15 protein-coding genes and 1 tRNA gene are annotated in these 18,529 nt (G+C 39.4%); 7 read left to right on the top strand and 9 right to left on the bottom strand.

Going from position 1 to position 18,529, the window contains the following annotated elements; translation table 11 throughout:
• Positions 1-453 precede the first annotated feature (453 nt).
• Positions 454-888, top strand: a complete 435-nt coding sequence (locus WAA15_RS16430) for a hypothetical protein (RefSeq protein ID WP_337043894.1) — start codon at positions 454-456, stop codon at positions 886-888.
• Between the two features lie 4 nt (positions 889-892).
• Complete coding sequence (locus tag WAA15_RS16425; protein ID WP_337043893.1) at positions 893-1,138, top strand: hypothetical protein; 246 nt, start codon at positions 893-895, stop codon at positions 1,136-1,138.
• Positions 1,139-1,620: 482 nt separating this feature from the next.
• On the opposite strand, the gene WAA15_RS16420 is transcribed toward WAA15_RS16425, so the two are convergent.
• Positions 1,621-1,693: transfer RNA gene (locus WAA15_RS16420), tRNA-Lys, on the bottom strand.
• A 1,157-nt stretch (positions 1,694-2,850) separates the two neighbouring features.
• Here WAA15_RS16420 and WAA15_RS16415 point away from each other — a divergent pair.
• Both WAA15_RS16415 and WAA15_RS16410 read left to right on the top strand, forming a co-directional pair.
• Complete coding sequence (locus WAA15_RS16415) at positions 2,851-5,220, top strand: hypothetical protein (protein WP_337043892.1); 2,370 nt, start codon at positions 2,851-2,853, stop codon at positions 5,218-5,220.
• 146 nt (positions 5,221-5,366) lie between these two features.
• Complete coding sequence (locus WAA15_RS16410; protein WP_337043891.1) at positions 5,367-8,003, top strand: hypothetical protein; 2,637 nt, start codon at positions 5,367-5,369, stop codon at positions 8,001-8,003.
• 62 nt (positions 8,004-8,065) lie between these two features.
• Here the strand turns inward: WAA15_RS16410 and WAA15_RS16405 are convergent, their stop codons facing one another.
• Complete coding sequence (locus WAA15_RS16405; RefSeq protein ID WP_337043890.1) at positions 8,066-10,258, bottom strand: hypothetical protein; 2,193 nt, start codon at positions 10,256-10,258, stop codon at positions 8,066-8,068.
• Between the two features lie 342 nt (positions 10,259-10,600).
• On the opposite strand from WAA15_RS16405, the gene WAA15_RS16400 reads away from it, so the two are divergent.
• The gene (locus WAA15_RS16400; protein ID WP_337043889.1) at positions 10,601-11,149 is read left to right on the top strand and encodes a hypothetical protein; all 549 of its coding nucleotides are present in this window, start codon (positions 10,601-10,603) and stop codon (positions 11,147-11,149) included.
• A gap of 57 nt (positions 11,150-11,206) precedes the next feature.
• Here WAA15_RS16400 and WAA15_RS16395 read toward each other — a convergent pair whose 3' ends face one another.
• The 3 genes from WAA15_RS16395 to WAA15_RS16390 form a co-directional block, all read right to left on the bottom strand.
• On the bottom strand, positions 11,207-11,431 hold the full coding sequence (locus WAA15_RS16395) for a hypothetical protein (protein ID WP_337043888.1): 225 nt from the start codon (positions 11,429-11,431) through the stop codon (positions 11,207-11,209).
• A 65-nt stretch (positions 11,432-11,496) separates the two neighbouring features.
• The gene (locus WAA15_RS24565; RefSeq protein WP_442892804.1) at positions 11,497-11,625 is read right to left on the bottom strand and encodes an IS1/IS1595 family N-terminal zinc-binding domain-containing protein; all 129 of its coding nucleotides are present in this window, start codon (positions 11,623-11,625) and stop codon (positions 11,497-11,499) included.
• Positions 11,626-11,822: 197 nt separating this feature from the next.
• Positions 11,823-12,557, bottom strand: coding sequence for a hypothetical protein (locus WAA15_RS16390; protein ID WP_337043887.1), 735 nt, complete (start codon positions 12,555-12,557; stop codon positions 11,823-11,825).
• A gap of 590 nt (positions 12,558-13,147) precedes the next feature.
• Here WAA15_RS16390 and WAA15_RS16385 point away from each other — a divergent pair.
• Positions 13,148-14,203: an STING domain-containing protein gene (locus WAA15_RS16385; protein ID WP_337043886.1), complete on the top strand. Its 1,056-nt coding sequence runs from the start codon at positions 13,148-13,150 to the stop codon at positions 14,201-14,203.
• A gap of 24 nt (positions 14,204-14,227) precedes the next feature.
• Positions 14,228-14,719, top strand: coding sequence for a hypothetical protein (locus WAA15_RS16380; protein WP_337043885.1), 492 nt, complete (start codon positions 14,228-14,230; stop codon positions 14,717-14,719).
• 8 nt (positions 14,720-14,727) lie between these two features.
• On the opposite strand, the gene WAA15_RS16375 is transcribed toward WAA15_RS16380, so the two are convergent.
• The 4 genes from WAA15_RS16375 to csm3 are packed head-to-tail and all read right to left on the bottom strand — an operon-like array spanning position 14,728 to position 18,528.
• Entirely contained in the window at positions 14,728-15,477 is a 750-nt protein-coding gene (locus WAA15_RS16375; RefSeq protein ID WP_337043884.1) for a CRISPR-associated endonuclease Cas6, read from the bottom strand.
• Entirely contained in the window at positions 15,477-16,793 is a 1,317-nt protein-coding gene (gene csm5 / locus WAA15_RS16370; protein ID WP_337043883.1) for a type III-A CRISPR-associated RAMP protein Csm5, read from the bottom strand. Before csm5 ends, WAA15_RS16375 begins: the two co-directional genes overlap by 1 nt.
• Entirely contained in the window at positions 16,781-17,848 is a 1,068-nt protein-coding gene (gene csm4 / locus WAA15_RS16365; RefSeq protein WP_337043882.1) for a type III-A CRISPR-associated RAMP protein Csm4, read from the bottom strand. Before csm4 ends, csm5 begins: the two co-directional genes overlap by 13 nt.
• Positions 17,845-18,528 carry a type III-A CRISPR-associated RAMP protein Csm3 gene (csm3, locus tag WAA15_RS16360; RefSeq protein ID WP_337043881.1) on the bottom strand — a complete coding sequence of 228 codons (684 nt, stop codon included), beginning with the start codon at positions 18,526-18,528 and terminating at the stop codon, positions 17,845-17,847. Before csm3 ends, csm4 begins: the two co-directional genes overlap by 4 nt.
• Position 18,529 lies beyond the last annotated feature (1 nt).

Below are 18,529 nucleotides of genomic sequence, written 5' to 3'. Positions count from 1 at the left end.
ATTGTTTTTCTTTGTAAATTGTTCTATTTCTTCAAGACTAGGCAGTTTATACGTAGGGCTAAAGACATAGTCTGGCCAAGCACCATTTACCTGTTTTTTTACCTTTACTTTTTCGGCTATTATATTTCCGGCTACGGCTAGTTTATAATCTGTCGGGATATTGGCAGTGCCTATTCCGACTTTCCCTCCTTTTAAAATAAAATCTGAAGTTACAGTTTGATTATCCGCATTATTGTTCGCAATACGCCCTAAGACCAGCCCCCCGTTAAATCAGATGTAATTATAGTACCGACAATTCCTCTTGTCTTAAATGTATTAATAGCAGTGCCAGCCTCACAATTGAAACATAAAAAGGGTCTTCCGCTATAAGATTCAGCACCTAAAGTTGAAGCATATCCAGCTAAATTTTGTTGGGGTTTCTTATTTTTGAATCATACTAAAGTAATAATAGATATGCATCCAACAATGAGAACAGGTAGAGCTTTGCAATTGGAAGAAATTGCAAACTCACAAAACAAAGTAACCTTAGGATTTAAGTCTGATCCTCAATTGAAAATTGGTTTGGCAATGGAGGCTGAGGGGTATAGTATGAGTCTTTCTGAATATGTAGAAACCATCGTAGAGAATCGCCATGTACAAAAACAGAGTGCTGTATCCATTCAAGCGGCAAATGAAAATCCTGAAATCTGGCAGTTGAATAATCAGATTAAAGAACTGAAGTTAAAACTTGCTTTTTTCTATGAAGAACCAATGATGAAGAAAGCATTTCAGAATTGTAAAGGTCAGATCATACCTTACACAGATAAAAATGCGATTCCTCGAAGAGATTCCATTATAAACATAGAAGATGTCTATAGAATTTTGTTCAAAACCAATAAAATTGACTAAAGCTATGTTCAAACAAATGCAAAATCCTTTTGAAGAAGTAATTCAAATGCCTAACTCCTACTTTACCGCACATCCCAATTACTTCCATTATCCACAAAAGTCTTCGAATATTTGGAGCTGGATTATATGTATTATAGTTTTAATAGGAGGAGTCTTTCTATTTTTTATTTGGAAAGAGAAAATTAAAATTGAAGAAGACAAGCAAATAGAACTTGATAACACTGATAATAGTCTAGCTAAACTGGAGTGATTGTTTAAACTATGTTTAAACCTAAGTGTTTTATTTATTTTAAAACACAACAAAAATTCCTCATAATTGTTTGGCTATGAGGGATTTGTAATTTGTGACCTCGCAGAGGCTCGAACAGCAACGGCTGCCGCTCTCAACCCAATGATTAAGACTCGTTTAAATATTGTGTAACTAAAACAAAAAAGCACTCACAAGGAAATCCTCATAAGTGCTTGATTATCACGTGACCCCGCAGAGGCTCGAACAGCAACGGCTGCCGCTCTCAACCCAATGTTTAAGAGTCATTTGAATCTTGTGTAAATAAAACAAAAAAGCACTCACAAGGAAATCCTCATAAGTGCCTAATTATCACGTGACCCCGGAGAGGCTCGAACAGCAACGGCTGCCGCTCTCAACCCAATGTTTAAGACTCGTTTAAATATCGTGTAACTAAAACAAAAAAGCACTCACAAGGAAATCCTCATAAGTGCCTAATTATCAAGTGACCCCGGAGAGGCTCGAACTCTCGACCCACTGATTAAGAGTCAGTTGCTCTACCAACTGAGCTACGGAGTCTTTTATATTTCTATTACTAACTCAACCCAGACCCAATGATTAAGACCGGGGCGACGGCTCGCTCTGTTGCTCTACCAACTGAGCTACGGAGTCTTTTATATATTTCTGTCGCTAACTCAACCCAGACCCAATGATTAAGACCGGGGCGACGGCTCGCTCTGTTGCTCTACCAACTGAGCTACGGAGTCTTTTTCGGGTTTGTTGCTTCATCAGCTATCAATAGCCCTCGTATAAAACATCATTGTATGCAAAGTTAAACTTTTCAGGGTTTTATGCAAAATTATTTTCAGAGATGTATCACGTATAGTAACTAAGTTTTATGTATCAGGCTCTAATTAAATCAACCAAATCACTGACTTCTCGCTGAAAAGGTTTTTGTTGGAGAGTCATAACAGTTTGTAGTAATGATACCATTAAATATTTTATTACAAATATTCATAAAAATATTCTTTAAAGAATATTTCTATTTATGTTTGTATCATGAACAAAGCAAATACCTTTTTCATGAATATGAATAATAAAGTTGTGACTAAAAAATGCAAATGTCTCCCGTTTTTCAAGGCTATATGCTTGCAATCAGCTTACTTATTCTATTTTAAAATATACTGTTTTAGTTAAGACTTATGTTGATACGGGTAAATAAGTTGTGTTATCAAGACCCGAACTCAAAGAACTGGATATGCCAATATAGGAGTGTTATGAGTTTGTTACAGCCACTGTTGGCTCCCAGACAACCAATTCTCTATCTGTGGCTATCTACACTTTTACTATTACCAAAGATGCCACTAATAAACAGATTACATTGAATTGGAATACACCACAGGAACATCTCCGTCGGCTATCAGAGAGTTTGGGATTTATAAAAAGCTGTTTACAATGGCGCAACTCCTATGGCCGGACGTATGCAGTCTCTTTGGGAAATCGTAGATGCCGCCGAACCGACAATCACTGACCCTGAGCCACAGCCTGCTTATAGACATATACTATATAAGGGTTGTTTGTCAGAATGGTAAGATTTCAGCTTGGAAAGACGGATTAATTATTAGCCATTACAACTGCTCTTAAGTTTCTGATTTTTTTGGAATTACTTTGTTGAAACCACATAAATAATAAGTAATTAGACTGTTTTACATTGTTTAATATTTAAGCTCCCTCTAATGAAAAAACTTATATTATTAATTATTATTCTGACTGTTGGTGAGCGAGTACTGGCTCAACAGGTGTACCCTAGCAATAGAACTATCTCAAGCCTCGAAAAGAATATACTTTTCAATGCCCATAAGAAATTTACCTTTACACAACAGGGTGTGGCACGGCTGGATAGCAACGAGCTATTTAATGGTATTTTTTATCCATCTTATACAACGCTGGCTCCCAGTGACTCAACCCCTACGGTTATTACGATTGAGAACATAAATGCCCCATCAGTACAAGCAGGTGCATGGATTGGCTGGTCGAGCCGCTATTGGGGTCCTACAAAGTTCAAAATAGAAGTATATAATACAGCTGCAAGCACTCCACCTAATGCCCCACAAAATACATGGTTTACAGTGGCCAATATTGATAACTACACAGCGCAGGATTTTATAGCAGCAATTCCTACTTCTGCTCCGGGAAAAATCAGATTTACATTTTACAAAGCTTCAGGCACAAGCGGGCGTTTGGGTATCAGTGAGTTGTTCTTGCTACATAATGAAGGTGCGCAGGCTTATGAAAACCTGCTTGTAAAGTATGATAGAAACATGAATGTTGTATTGGGTAATGCTGTAAGTACCCCTGACTCTACTCGTGGCGATTTAGCTATTTATGCCAATGCAGCCCCCGACAACAGAGCTTCCTTGAAAATAGGTTATAATGAAAGTAATAACCTGGAGATTTACCGTGACAGGCTTCTAAGTGATATTAACTTTAAAACCAACCAACTTAATACAGGACACATGCGGTTCAGTACCAATAATGCAAACATGACTTTCAACGGGGGGAAAGTAGGGGTTGGTTTGCTTTCGCCTACCTACCCTTTTCAGGTAGAGGGTAGCATGGCAGTAGGTTCAAAAGTTACTGGCAGCATAGCTAGCCTGATAATTTTAGGGCCTAATTCACCTACTAGTAGTAGCAATACAAGAGATATCTCATTCGAGTTTTCGTCGGCCGGAAAAGCACAGATCAGGGCATACAGAGGAGGAAGTTGGGACACTTTCCTGCAATTTCTAACTACGCCTTACGCAACAAATACACCTATTGAACGTATGCACATTGATGGCAACGGAAACATCGGTATTGGCACTACAACTCCGGCATTTTTACTGGATGTTTCGGGTAATCAGGAGGCTACTGTTGGTATACGCGCCAAAAATATGTCTACACTAGCTAATGCTTTTGCCCAGTTAAGAGTAGAGGGTGACGGCGGACAAGGTTATTTGGGGTATTCAGGTACTGGAAACACAGTTACAGGATTACTCGAAAAAGACTATGTGTATTTGCAGGCCGATAATAATACTGCCGGATTAAACATCGGTGCAGGCACAAACGGCACTATCAAGTTCTATACTAATGGTTCGGCAATAGCCAATGAGCGTATGCGTATTGATAAAGACGGGAACGTTGGTATCGGTACAACTACACCCTTAAGCAAAATACATGCTATTACTAATGCAACTACTATAACTCCGCTACAAACCCTTGAAACAAATGGCACAGGCGGAAGGCCATATTCATTATTCAAGGCAGAAGGAACTAATTATGGTTATGTGGGGTTTGGAAAATCAAATACTGATGTTATGTCAGTATTTAACTATCGGAATGCTGCTTTGGAATTTGGCACAAACAACACTACACGAATGGCTATCAGTAACACTGGTGCCGTAGCCATAGGTATCTCTTCTAATGGCAGTTTATCTGTAAAAGGGAATGCAGGTTTATTTACACTTGAAGGCACAGACCACGGTTATATACAGTTTTACCCACAAACTTATGCCAGCGGGCGTAAAGCCTATATTGGTTTCCCTAGTGCCAATGCTACTGTATTAATGCTAACGAATGAGTTTAGTACTGGTACTACCATTATAAGAAATGGCTCAAGTAATACTATTTATACGAACAGCAGCGGTCAGGTGGGCATCAACACCACAGCTGTTCCGACAGGCTATAAACTGGCCGTAGCTGGTGATATGATTGTGGAAAAAGTAAAGGTAAAGAAACAGGCAAACGGGTGGCCTGACTACGTGTTCAGCCCTGAATACAAGCTGCCTAGCCTTGACGAAGTAGAGAAGTTTACCAAACAAAACAGCCACTTGCCCGAAATACCATCGGCCAAAGAAATTGAGAAAGAAGGGCAGGATTTAGGCGAAATGAATCGGTTATTACTGAAAAAAGTAGAGGAACTAACACTTTATATGATTGAGCTTAAAAAACAAAGCGATAAGCAAAGCACCTTGATTGAAACCCAGAACAATAAAATCGACAATCAAAGCAAGCGGCTGGAAGAACAGGAAATGGAAATTAAAAAACTAAAGGCTATTAAAAAATAAATACCATGTGTTTATAGCACCGGAGAAAGAACTGGTTCTTATTAATTCATATAAAATCAAGAAAGCGTATACATTAAACTTAGCTCGGAAATTTACTCGCACAACCTGTTAAGCATAATTGACCATTTTACACTATTTTAAATTTCATGAAAAAACTCTTGTTACTTGTATGTCTTCTTGCCATACAGAAAGCCTTTGCACAGAACACTTTCCCTACCAGCGGGAACGTCGGAATAGGTACCTCTACACCAGCTTATCTATTAGATGTCAATAGTGCTACACAACGACTTTACAACCCTTCCAATTCGGCTACTTTTCGTATTGAAGGCAATGGCACTGCCGCTTATGCAGGGTCTTATATTTATTTAAGTGCTGGTATGCCAAGAAGTGGTGATACTTTTACTAAAGCCCGTATCGACGCTAATCGTGGGGTTGACAGTACCACCAGTTTTCAGTTCGCACGTATGAATGACGAAACATATACAGGCTTGTTTTATCGCTATGACGATGTAGTGGGGCATCGATTCATGACAGTTGCCTCACGCACGGCTACTTCAACAGGTGAAGCCATGCGCATTATGCATGGAGGTGTTGTAGGCATTAATACTACTGCTGCGTATGGTTCGGCCAAGTTATCAGTTGGTGGGACAATAACTTCCAGCATGGGTGGGGTTTTCGGCTACAACATTGGAGCTTCTAATGTGGGGGTCGAAATTGGTGGAGGCCGTATAGCCGACGGCAGTTCGTATCTTGACCTCGTAGGGGATGCTACCTATACAGACTATGGCTTTCGTGCTATTCGTACCGGTACGGCCAACGGAGGTAGTACGCTTAGCCACAGAGGTACGGGTAATTTTGACATCAGTACCAATGAAGCAGCACCTATACGGTTTATTACGACAGGTGCGAGCCGGATGGTGGTAGACCCAGATGGCTTTATAGGTATTCCGACGCCCTATACAGGTTACTCGCTCAGGTTGAATAAAGCGCTAAGCGGTGCGGCTACCACACTAGCCATCATGAACGACGGGGTTATACAGACTGACGTTACAACGGCAGCACGTTATTATCAGGCTAATTTTAATGTGGCTGCCTCGGTCAATCTTCCGCAGCTTGTAGGTTATTATGTTTCTAAAGGTACATGGGGAACCGGTAGTACAGTAAGTGAGCAATCGGGTTTCTGGGTGTCGAGTTCGATGGCCGGAGCTACCAATAACTATGCGTTCAGGGGTTCACTTGCAGCCGGAACAGGCCAATGGAACCTTTTCATGCACGGCACAGCCAATAACTATCTGGGAGGGCGTTTGGGTCTTAACTCTACGGCACTAGCCGACCGCACCGTTCATATAGGTTTACCTATCAGCGGGGCAGCTTCATCGTTTGGTGTACTTAACAACGGTGCTGTGCAAAGTGATGTAAGCTCGGCAGCATACCTGAATTATTCACAGCTAAACACGCAAGCTACTGATTTTACTTTGCCTAATGCGGTCCATTTTATAGCTGCTGAGGGAACCATCGGTGCCGGCAGCGCAGTTACCACACAAACAGGTTTTTGGGTAGCCAACAACATGGTGAGTGCTAGTAATAACTATGCGTTCAGGGGTTCGGTTCCTGTCGGAACGGGCCGCTGGAATTTATATATGGACGGCTCTGCCAATAACTATATAAATGGTCGGCTTGGTATAGGTACTAATAGTATACCAAATAGTAATTTAGCTCTTTCTCTTCCGCTTACCGGAGGCACTAATGCAAATGCTATATTCCAAGTTGCTACTGTTAAAAGCGATGTTACCTCAACTGCTTCCTTCAATAATACATACGCCAGTACAGAAGCCGCAAGTTTCACACTCGGTAATCTTATTCATTATAGTGCTGGCCAAGGAACTATTGGTGCGGGTAGTACAGTAACCAACCAATATGGCTTTTTTGTTGCTGCTTCTTTAACAGGGGCTACCAATAACTATGGTATTTACTCTAGTATTGCCTCTGGTACAGGCCGCTGGAATTTATATATGGCTGGCAATGCAAATAATTATCTTAGTGGTAATGTGGGCATTGGCACTACAACTCCTACTGCCCGACTTGACGTAAGGGGCACTACCAGTACAGATGCACAGACAAACCCACTTATTAATGCCAGAGGTGCCAAAACTAGCTTTGAATTCGGACATCCTAACGCAGCCGGATATGTATCTACAATAGGAGCTAACTATACAAATGGGCGGCCTTTCTTATGTTTTAACTGTGAGGCCGGAACTACCAACGACACCTATAAAACCCGTGGAATTACTGGAACCATGATTACGCCTGACCTATCGGGTGGGTTATTGTTCGGGCGGGTAGCTAATAGCAATGCCGATAATCAGGCATTGACTGTTGACATGACACTCAAAAACGGGCAACTAGGCATAGGAACCAGCACTATTCCGACAGGCTATAAACTGGCCGTAGCTGGCGATATGATTGTGGAAAAAGTAAAGGTAAGAAAACAGGCAAGCGGGTGGCCTGACTACGTGTTCAGCCCTGAATACAAGCTGCCTAGCCTTGACGAAGTAGAGAAGTTTACCAAACAAAACAGCCACTTGCCCGAAATACCATCGGCCAAAGAAATTGAGAAAGAAGGGCAGGATTTAGGCGAAATGAATCGGTTATTACTGAAAAAAGTAGAGGAACTAACACTTTATATGATTGAGCTTAAAAAACAAAGCGACAAGCAAAGCACCTTGATTGAACAACAAAGTGCCGAAATTGAAAAATTAAAGGCGAATCAAAAGAAAAAATAAAAACAGATAATTTTGAAACACCACGGGCAACGCATAAGTGTTGCCCGTGGTGTTATAAGAACTCATGATGTTTTTGACTGGGTTGGTGGTGGAAGTATATCCGGCACATTTTTCAGGAAATAAGGTAAGCCAATTACCTGCGTATAATCTTTTGTTTTTTCGGCTTCGGGTAGGGTTGCAAAATCCATCAGGAAGAAGTGCCGTTTTTGTTCGTTTCTTTTCTTTTTTTGTTCCTTAGTTGGGTCTGTTAAAAGTGGTAGCCAACCTAACAGAAGTTTTTCGGCATTCCAGCGGCGGTGTTCCATTTCGGCCAGAACGGGCAACTCTTCTTCGCTCCAGTAATGAGCCAAATCGTTGGGGATGTTTTTTAGCTCCCGTTTCATTTCTCTGAATTTTACCCAAGCGTGGTCGGCAGCCTGCCTGTTCGATTCCCGATAGATTTCCGGTTCGTTTTTCCAGTTGTTTTCCAGTGCGGCTTCGTCCCATAATTTGGGTTGCCATTTATTGAGTAGGTCAGTGGTGAAGTCCACGTCACGTCCGTAAACATTTTTATAGAGCAAGGCAATGTATTTGGCCAGGCGGTCGCGGTTTTTGTTTTCTATTTCGGTGCTTGTACAGATACTCTGGCTATTACCAAAGCAAACCACGGGTACTTTTCTTTCGGTAATTTTATTGAGTATTTGTTCAATGATAACGACCTCTTCCTTGTCGGGGAAATCATAATGACAGAACACTTTTACATCGCCTGTTTTTTGTGTAATTTCTTCTCTTTTCTGCTCAATACAGGGCAGAATGGCATTCAGTAACGAGGCCGACTGCAAGCCACTTGGCAAACAAACATAGATTGACGTACAATTTTGCGCGCTTACACACTGGTACAACGAGAAATCGGGGCTTACGAGCTCACTCTCGGCTTCGGGCAAGGGTTCAAATCTGATAACGTCGCGTAGCACGATGTGGGCTTTTCTGAAAAAGGTATACTCTTTTACTTCCTTGTAGCGTTCGGCATCAGGCTTGTGTATGATTGAGTTAAAAAGTTGTTCTGTCCTGAATAACTCGGGGTGGGCGGCCATGAATTTATCAACGTTGGCTTGCTCGTCGGGTGTGTAAAAGACCTTAATCTGTAAATAGCGGTCGAGCCTGAAATGCCCCAGACGCAAACACTGAATAGCGATGGCTTGGGCAAGGGCATTGAAACCAATAACAACCACCTGAGCCACATTGGCTCCGGTCTCGAAACGGTCGATAGGATGCTCGTGTGTAACTTTTCGGGCAATGTTCTGGCAGAAATCGAACGGATGAACGAATATTTCGTGCTTGGTTATATCGTTTTTAAGTATAGCGGCAAAAGGCGTAATGAGCGCACGATGGCGGGGGTCGGTCAGGTGAATATACCATTTGGATATGATAACGGTAGAATGGGGTGCTTGTGCTATCTCAATCATTTCCTGAAAGGTTCTGAAATTTTTCTCGTCTGTTTCGTTCAGCACGTATACATTATTTGCCTGCTGGAAATGCGTTTTATCAAGCCCGATTCTGGACGAAGGATTTCCTTTCATGAACCAGATATTGGTGTTTTCAAGCATCGACTCAAGGGCTTCGCCAAGTTCTTCGTAAAGTAATACTACTTTTTTATGTTCATTCTGTTCATTGGCTAAATCAAGGGCCAGAAAAACGGCTTTCTGGCCGCTGCCTATAACAACGTGGAGATTTCTGGAACCGAAAATTTTGGTGCGTATCAGATACGCCCGTAGCTTGACACGGTTGTAGTTTTCGCTCCCGACGGCCAGTATCAAGGCCAGAAAAAAGGCATAGGCCAGAAAAACCCCTCCGAAAATACGGGCGGCCATTATCCAGAGGGTTGGGGTTATGTCTCCTGCCAGATTATTAAAAACCGAGGTATTGAGGGTCAGGAAATTACCCGCAGCAAAGAAGGCATCACCAAAATCATATTTTAATTCCAGAAAGCCAATAGTACCCGTAATTAAAACAAAAACCGCAATTGATAAAGGGAATATGAACTCATAAACGATTTTTTTTGCGTTCAGGAACTGATAGTTAAAGCTCCAGAGTGCCGCCAACGAAGTACCTAGAATTAAGGCTATTGAGGCATCCTGCATCCATTTCCTTTTTGCTATAAATTCTATGCCGCACTTTTGGTGCGATTCAAGATAATAATCAACCATTAGCAAAATGGTGCCTATGAGCAAAGTAACGAGAATAGTAATGCCTTTGGTGGGTCTGTGGTTTCTCATCTCAATTGTGTCTGGTTGGTGCGGCGGGCCGCGCGGTTGTCAGTATGGTTGTACCGATGGGGGCTTACATCGGCTAAGGTTTTTTCAGGAAAACTCTGGTAGAGTCATCAGCAAAATTTACTTCATAAAGATAAAAAGAAATTTTCAGGGAATAGAATTTTTTATTATTGAAATTGTCTAAGGTTTTATTTGGCTATGCTTTCAAAAAGTATGATCTTTGAAAAGATGAAATAGTAAGGCGAACTTTGTAATTATGTCTCAAATAATTATAAAATTAAACTGCCCTTACTGTTTCAGACTATGTGCCCCAGTACAAAAGTATAATTCCATTATAGGTAAAAAATGGCAAAAAAGATAATTAAACTATTCATCCTTGTGGTAATTATTCAAGGCTGTATCGTAAAAACTCGAGTAAATAAAGAAAAGGGACCTTCCGATTATATAATAGACAGCACTTCAACTGTTAGTGTAGCCGTTGATTCTTGCTGTATAGAAATGTATCATTCATTTCTGAAATCAAAGAATTATTTGGATCTTTTTTATTACAATTTTAAACCTAAAAATAAACACTATCTCAATGTAAGAATTATAAAAGAATTCTCAGATAGTAAAATCAAAATATATAAATCTATTGACAACAAAATGATTGAAGAAAAAAGTCTCAATAATATTGAAGAGGCTTTATCCAGATTTTTCAATCAAGGCAATTTTCTTATAATTAATCAAAGTGATATATTATCAAATGATATCGACGCTCTGTATGTAAAAACAAAAGGAGAATTAACATTCACATTAATTAATTACACAAGCTCTATTATTCTTAAAGAGAGTGACAAAGAGAAATTTGCGAATGGAATAGAACTAATTCATTTAATAAATACTAGTAAATGAGTTTTTTGTTTTAAAAACAGCCTAGTAACTGGATTGGTACAATTATAAAAAGATTATTTAACCTACTTTACTATATAATTCATTGGCTAATAAATCATTGCTCTCTATATCAATTAAGTGAGTTTCAGCAACATTTTCTTCCATAACTATCTCATATTCTGATACTTGAAGATATTCCTGTAATGCACTCGATTTTTTTATAAGCTCTATCCTTCCTATTTCTTCGTCCATCCGGTCAGCCAAATATGCCTCTATATCAGGCAAAGTTAGATCTGCATTCAAAGCATCAGGTAAAGGGTATCTGCTCTAGTAATAGTTTGTTTATAAGCATTTTATCTCCCTCACTTCTAAACCAATCTTGACCTCCCTCCTTCCACAAATTGACGATTACAGTCATGGCATAAATAGTTCTGCTTACTGCAATGAGTATGTCCATGCTTCTTTGTATGATTGCTATTACAATGACTGCATTGCATTTTTATCTTTACTTTTTACAAAATAAAAATAGCATTACATTTATAGGACTACCCTTACTTTTTATACCTGCATAATGGATAAAGCTATTTTTCTTAATCAATTCACTTGCATAGCAGAAAAAAAGAAATGCAACTTATGTACCCTATTTACAGTTTATTTTTTAATATTCCGATTTGAAAATCTTGAAATAAAGCTTTTAAAGATTATACATATATTTGGGTAAAAGATAAAGTTTATATCCTTTATCTTTACTACTCCATTTAATACTAGCTAAAACTTTACTTTGCATATTTTTCAAGGTAAATGTTATATTTTTCTTATTTTTATTCACATAGTCTCTTGTAAATTCTTCTAATCTTTTCCATAAGAAAAAGTTAAAGCCTTCATTATAATCTGTTTGCAAGACAATAGTATCGTTAGTTTTATCCACTATTTTGATAGTAATAAAAGTTCTGGCCTTATTTTCTAAAGAATTAGACATTTCTATACTATTAATAAGATATTCTCCCTTCTTCCCTTTGAAAGAATCTACTAAATCAATAGTAAATAGTGTGGCAATATCCTTTACGTAATTTTCGTTGACATATTCTACTTTCCATTTATGATTATGTTTTGTCGTCCAAATGAAAGAAAAATGAAAATTTGAATTAGTTTCATTACTTTTTACACTATCTATAAAACATAATGTCTTACAAACTACACTATCTGTATTTGAGAAATTATTGATAACACTGTATCTAAGATTATATTCCTTAATATATGTTGGGAGTTTCTTTTGAATATTTTTTTCCCAGTTATCATTCCAATCCTCCTTTGGCACATTATTTAACTCATTTGATTCGAAAAAGAATATATATGTAAGGAAAATTAGGAGTAGAATACTAATAAACGCTATAGTTATAAATAAAATTTTCAATATGAATTTTATCATTATTTTTTGGTTTTAAATGAATGAACAAAGAAGTTGTTTTAAGTTTATTTAAAGCTATATTTTTTTCTTAGGATGATAATTGAAAAGCAAAATAATGTAATCCTAGCCAGTGTTTGGCATTTGTCTCGTCTCGAATAATCAAATTTTTAAATCCATCTAAACACGCATTGGTTCTTTCTATGACAAATCTCTCTTTAACTAGGCGTTTCTATATTGCTCATCATCAAGGAGATACCCATATTAAGCATATAGCTCTTACAATCTACCAAAGGCTAGCTTTACTTTCAGGACCTCTTTTTCTACACTCAAAGGTAAAAGGAGTTCACATTTAATTATTTTTTTTGTTAATTTGAACGTGACTGATAGTGTTTTGATTGTTTTGCGTGATTACAAACTTAACACTTACTAATCCTATTTATATAAAATCTAAGAGCTTTAGGCAACTTCATTATTTACTCCGTACTCGTTAAAATCTACCTATAAATAAAAACCCTTAAAAATATTTGGGCATCAGGCTTTAAAAGCCATTTCTTTGTATAGAAAAAGGCAGTTTCGTTGGTAAGTTATCAAGCATAAACCTCTGAGCCACCATGCAAAAAGAGATACACAAAAGATGTTTCGTGATTGGCCCCATGAAAGACATGAAACGGCTGCACACGCTAGCCAATAAAATTGTGAAACCTATACTTGAACCGCGCGGTTTTAAGGTAATTACTCCTGAGGAAGGAACCATTGGCACCGTGATGGACCAAGTGTTGCTTAACCTCGAACAGGCGGATATTCTGGTGGCTGATATTACAGGCAACAACCCCAACGTGATGTACGAACTGGGGGTGTATCATTCGTTTGGCAAGCCGTCGATTATTGTGAAGGAGATAAAATCTGGCGTTGAGGCCGAACAGACACCTTTTGATATTGCGGCGTATCGGTTTATTGAAATTAACCTCACGAAGGTAAAAGCGGCCATTGATATTTTAAGGCCCCGATTTGAAGATATACTGAATAACATAGGGCAGGTTGACTGGTTTCATAATCCGGTAACGAGGTTTTATAATTCGCCTATTGCAGAAATACCCACGGCCATTGGGTTGTCGAAGAACTATATCAAGAATTTTTTACAGATGATGCTGCCCCACTTGTTTCGGAAACAGGAGTTTGCCGAGGGCTTTGAACTGACGGTAGCAGTAGAAGGGGCCAACAAGGAGTTTGTTCCGCTGGATGCCGAAGCACGCAAAAAACTAAAGTTTGAGGTACTTGTGCCTAAAAAAATGCAGATGGCCCACCACGATTATATCAGGAATCTGAAAGAATGGGATAGGCTGGGCTATAAGAACGCCAAGGTGTTCAGGTTGAGCCGTGAGTTTATGATGCACATCCGGTTTGAGGACGACGGCACGCCTGTGCTGGTGGATATTCCGACGGTACTGGCTACGCTCAACGAGTCGATTCAGCACAGAAGGGGTTTGCAACAGAGCCAGATTAACAACAGTAAGGAATGGGACATACTGGAAGCGCAAGAGCTTGAACGCTTTGCTACCAAGTGTGAGCAGTTTAAAAAACGCCTCGAAAACGAGTGGCCATCAATACAGGGCAGGGTATCGGTAGTATGGTACTGGAACCACCAAAATGAAACATCTAACAGTTAACAACCTTTTTTATCAGCAAAAAAGATGCTTAAAATTGGCATTACGGGTCATAGAAAGTTTACTAACGCCACGGAAGTAAGGCAACAGATTGCCGAATTTTTACAAGAACAAACCAAAACTGCCGAAGCTATACTGGCGATTTCGCCTTTGGCCGTCGGGGCTGATACTATTTTTGCCGAGGAAGCCCTGAAAGCTGGCATACGGTTGAGGGTACTCCTACCCTTTGCGCTGGCCGAGTATGGGCAAGATTTTGCCCCCAACGAGTTGCAGCACCTGAACGCCCTCATTGCGCAGGCAGGCGGAGGCTTTGAGGTAGTAACCACATTGGCCGACAACACACCCGACACCCGAAATGAGGCATATATGGCCATAGGCAGAAAAATTACCGAGGTAAGCGATATACTGATTGCCGTCTGGGATGGAAAAACAGCACACGGAAAAGGTGGCACAGCCGACGTTGTGGCCTATGCCCAAGCGCAGGGTAAGAGGGTAGTTGTTATTGAGGCCATACGATAGCCGATAGATTAGTTGGTGGTTTTGCGGTGTTTTTTCAGGTAAGTTTCGGTATTTCGGATGCTCTTGTAGGTTTTGCTTTGCAGACCTATGTCGGTGGTGGTTTGTACGCCATAGCCTTTGCTTTTGCCTTTGCCGATGGCTATGTTATCAGGAAGAATAATATTAGCCCAATAAGCAAGGTTAAAAGCCATCATTTTTATTTCTCCTGTGTGGGTCGGAAAAGGCACCAGCCCCACTTCGCCTAAGGTTTCTATTTCTACGGTCAGGCTTTTATTGAGAACCTGAAATCCAACGGCACTACAAAAGTCAAGAATATTGCCTGCAATGATTCTTTCCAGTTCGGTAATTTTATTTTTCAAGCCTCGTATTTGTATCCAGTTAGAAAAGTTGGCAGAGTTTAAAGGCAAAAAATAGCGAACATAGTACAGTACTGGTTCAGGGCACATAGTTATGGTTGTCATCTGGCTATCTATCTCGATGGTTTGCATTTCTGGCGGCAATTCGTCAAGGTGTTTCATAATAAAAGATGAAATAGCTTCGCAGCCTTCATTAATACCAAATAGCATAGCCTTGCCTTTGTTAGACCTGAAATGCACTAACGGATATTCGTAAACTTCGCCTCCTTGTTGTTTATGATAATGAAAGAGGGGTTCCTGCCAGTCGAGTGCGTTATTAATTAAACTCCTGAAAAACCTTATTTCGCCGCTTCTCAAAGGCGTATCAGGAAATAATAATTTAAGTGTTTTTACTTTTGCCATTATCTGCTTGCGGCTTTTATATTATTGAATACGAGTTTTACCCAACCGAGAGTTTTGTTATTTGCGGTAAGTGTTCTGGTTGCCGGATGTAGTTCAAGGTCGTCGGGTTCAAATAAGAGTTTAATTAACTGATGATAACACGTTAAATCTGCTTTTTTTATTGCTAATGCCATAGAGGTATTTAGAAAATGCTTTCCAAAGCCAATTCTCAACACAGCTCCGTCATTCTTTTCTATTTCTTTCTCAATTTCTTCATAGTCGTTTTTCAGCCCGCCATTTGGAAATATCATTAGTTCTTCCTCAATGAAATCTCTTGAAAATTCATTAATTATGTTTTTCAAAGTTACCGGAAAATTATCGGCTTGCAGAAACTTTAATTCTTTATGAAAAATATTGTTGTTGCGAAACTGGGTGGAGGGTATTTGTATCTGAAAATTAAAAGAAGTATCTTTTTTTACGGTTTCTAATAAAAAGGGTATCCCTTTTTTATCAAAAGCTGAATCTACTACTTTCACCCGCTGCATATACTCAATATTGATTGTGTCTTCGGACACTGACTGGCTGTCGGTTACCCTCAAATAAGAAGCGTCATGACGGCTTGGTGCAGGAGTCTTATCCTTAGCGTTGTTGCCTGTATTATTTTTTCCGTCTTCAGGCTTTAAAAATAAGAGATTTTCAACTTCCCCCACAAAACTCTTATCAATTTTGTTTCTGAAGTCTCTAATTTCTTCTTTCAGTTTTTCAAGTTTATTTTTTTCGTTTTCATTAAGCCTATCTGCCAGTTCAAGCTTCTGTATTTCAGCCAGTTTGGGGTTTAGTTGCAGGTACTTCTCATTTATTTTTTTAATAAATTCCAAAAGTACAGGTTGCCCTTGATTTTTTAACCAATGGTAAAGAATAGCAGCCCTGATGGCTCCTTTTAGCGTACTACCCGAAACATAAGGCCTATTGCGTGTTTTTAACAGTTTCTTTAAGACCAGTTGAGATTCTTTTGTTTCTGTTTCTTTTGCGACTCTTACAATGGGGTATTTCTCGCCCGTTAACAAGTGTTCCAGTTCTATATTCAGGGTTTCTTTCAATAGCTCCGCCAGCGTACCTTTGTGCCTGTTATTGTCAATTTCACTATTGAGTTTCTCGATAAATGCGGCTATTTTTTCGGGGTCAGGATTCTCAATTTTGTTTAGGTCTATGTAATAAAGGTAATCGTTATCATAGATATATTCGGAGAAAGAAGATACCACTTCCTGCTCGTTGCCTATTGAGAGCGGCGAAAGCGTAGTTAAGGTATAATTATAGGTATTGTTTAGTCCTGCCATTGCTTTGTCCAGTTTTTATGTATAGGTAATAAAAAGCCCTTGCCAAAGCGTAAGTATTCATCTTTGGTGGTTGATGCAGGTTTTATACTAGGATTATGGCCAATGGGTTGATTGTGTTCTATCAAAGCTCCTTCGCGTACCATTCTTACCTGTTTGAGAGTATTTTCATGAGGGTCGTTATCGCCGCCTAGCCTTCTGCCTCCTCTAAGGGTGGTCGAATAATAGCGAATACGCTTTAATTCATCTTCAGTAACTGGGGCAATCATTGAAACATTACTGAATGTATCGGGGGCTGGGTCGAGTGGTTTTATTTCGAACTCCTGAACTGATATGCTTCCGAAGGTTCCACAACCGACAGACCTCTCGCCGCCTATTCCTGTTTCGGGCAGTAAACTCAGCACAAGGTCTAGTTTAGAGGCTGTTTCGGCATCAAGCTTATGTTTAAGTAAAAAATAGAAATGAACACTTATGTCGAACTCCTGCAAATCTTGTATCTGAATATTGGCCTGTACATAGAGGGTTCCGGTTTGTTCTTCTGTATGAACCTGTGTTTTAGTGAGGTATGAAACCGAAGATAAAGTGATTTCTGGCCAAAATTTTTGTTTGATTTTATTAGGCTTAATGGCTTTAAGTTCCTTGTTAAGACACAAGAATTTATCTCCTAACAAACATAGTTCTTCACTACTGATATTGTTAAGGTCAAAGCCTTTTTCCCATACTCCTTTTGATACGTACGTAATTTTTTTCTGAGTTTTGTAATTAGCCGAGTCGTTCACCATAGTGTTGAGTACTAAGGGTTTTGGCAAAAAGAAAATATATGTACCGTTTCCGTTGAGGCAATAACAAGCCGATGACATTTCGAAGTCTGTGAGGTCAAGCATAGTGACGAAGTCGTCGGTATCATCAAAGTTTTGATTATATACATTGATAATAGCAGAATAGAGGGTGTCTGCATGAGGCACCTCTGAGGTATGATTCAGGCGTGTTTCATCAATGCTGTATTCACCAAAGTGATACTGGCTGTAAGGTTTACTTTCTAGAATAAGTGCCTTCATAATTCAAATTCATGTTTCTCACTTTCTTGGTAAGTTTGCTCTTTGATTTCTCTGCGGGTTGCAGAAATATTTTTTATTAAAACTTTCCCGTAACCTCTTGAACCTGAACCACCGAGGTAGTCGTCTTGCAGAAGTTCAAAAGCAAGTTTCAACAGTTCCAGATGGCTTGCACTTTTTTTGTCATCGTACTCATCATAAATCATTTCAAACTCAAACTCTGTTCCTTCTGGCACTCTTTCTACTTCTCGGGGGTGTTCTGCCCCACCGTGCATACGCTTAATTACATTTTCCCATTTGGTTTCGGTATATACTTCTTTGGTTTGGGTAGCTTTTGGGTTGGTATCTAAAATATTTTTAGTCAGCTTGCAGTCTCTTACCAGCAGGCGTGTTCTGAATTGGGCTGTTTCATTCTGATTTGTATCTTTTGCTCCTTTGGCATCACCAAAAATTTCTTTAATAATAGATTGATCGGTTTCTACACTTGCGCTTCCGTAATATTTGGCAAGCAACGACCTTAGTTTACCTTTCAGGGAGCTTCCCGGTATAAAAGGAACTCCTTTGCTTTTAACCACACTTAATTGTGCGCTTCCGAGCTCGAAGTCGTTATTGCCGGCACCAATGCGCAAGCCTGTTATAATTTCGATAGTGCCTGTTATTTTTATTTTAGCTATGAGTTTCATA

The sequence above is a fragment of the Emticicia sp. 17c genome (genome assembly GCF_037153985.1).
GTDB lineage: Bacteria > Bacteroidota > Bacteroidia > Cytophagales > Spirosomataceae > Emticicia.
The sequence above is the reverse complement of the archived record's forward strand: the minus strand, read 5'-3'. Positions and strand labels throughout refer to the sequence as shown.

Bases quoted from the DNA above. Each gene is read 5' to 3' on its own strand.
- WAA15_RS16430 (WP_337043894.1), top strand. From the start codon at position 454: ATGCATCCAACAATGAGAACAGGTAGAGCTTTGCAATTGGAAGAAATT.
- WAA15_RS16415 (WP_337043892.1), top strand. From the start codon at position 2,851: ATGAAAAAACTTATATTATTAATTATTATTCTGACTGTTGGTGAGCGA.
- csm5 (WP_337043883.1), bottom strand. From the start codon at position 16,793: ATGGCAGGACTAAACAATACCTATAATTATACCTTAACTACGCTTTCG.
- WAA15_RS16410 (WP_337043891.1), top strand. From the start codon at position 5,367: ATGAAAAAACTCTTGTTACTTGTATGTCTTCTTGCCATACAGAAAGCC.
- WAA15_RS16385 (WP_337043886.1), top strand. From the start codon at position 13,148: ATGCAAAAAGAGATACACAAAAGATGTTTCGTGATTGGCCCCATGAAA.
- WAA15_RS16390 (WP_337043887.1), bottom strand. From the start codon at position 12,557: ATGATAAAATTCATATTGAAAATTTTATTTATAACTATAGCGTTTATT.
- WAA15_RS16405 (WP_337043890.1), bottom strand. From the start codon at position 10,258: ATGAGAAACCACAGACCCACCAAAGGCATTACTATTCTCGTTACTTTG.
- WAA15_RS24565 (WP_442892804.1), bottom strand. From the start codon at position 11,625: ATGCAATGCAGTCATTGTAATAGCAATCATACAAAGAAGCATGGACAT.
- WAA15_RS16425 (WP_337043893.1), top strand. From the start codon at position 893: ATGTTCAAACAAATGCAAAATCCTTTTGAAGAAGTAATTCAAATGCCT.
- csm4 (WP_337043882.1), bottom strand. From the start codon at position 17,848: ATGAAGGCACTTATTCTAGAAAGTAAACCTTACAGCCAGTATCACTTT.
- csm3 (WP_337043881.1), bottom strand. From the start codon at position 18,528: ATGAAACTCATAGCTAAAATAAAAATAACAGGCACTATCGAAATTATA.
- WAA15_RS16400 (WP_337043889.1), top strand. From the start codon at position 10,601: ATGGCAAAAAAGATAATTAAACTATTCATCCTTGTGGTAATTATTCAA.
- WAA15_RS16375 (WP_337043884.1), bottom strand. From the start codon at position 15,477: ATGGCAAAAGTAAAAACACTTAAATTATTATTTCCTGATACGCCTTTG.
- WAA15_RS16380 (WP_337043885.1), top strand. From the start codon at position 14,228: ATGCTTAAAATTGGCATTACGGGTCATAGAAAGTTTACTAACGCCACG.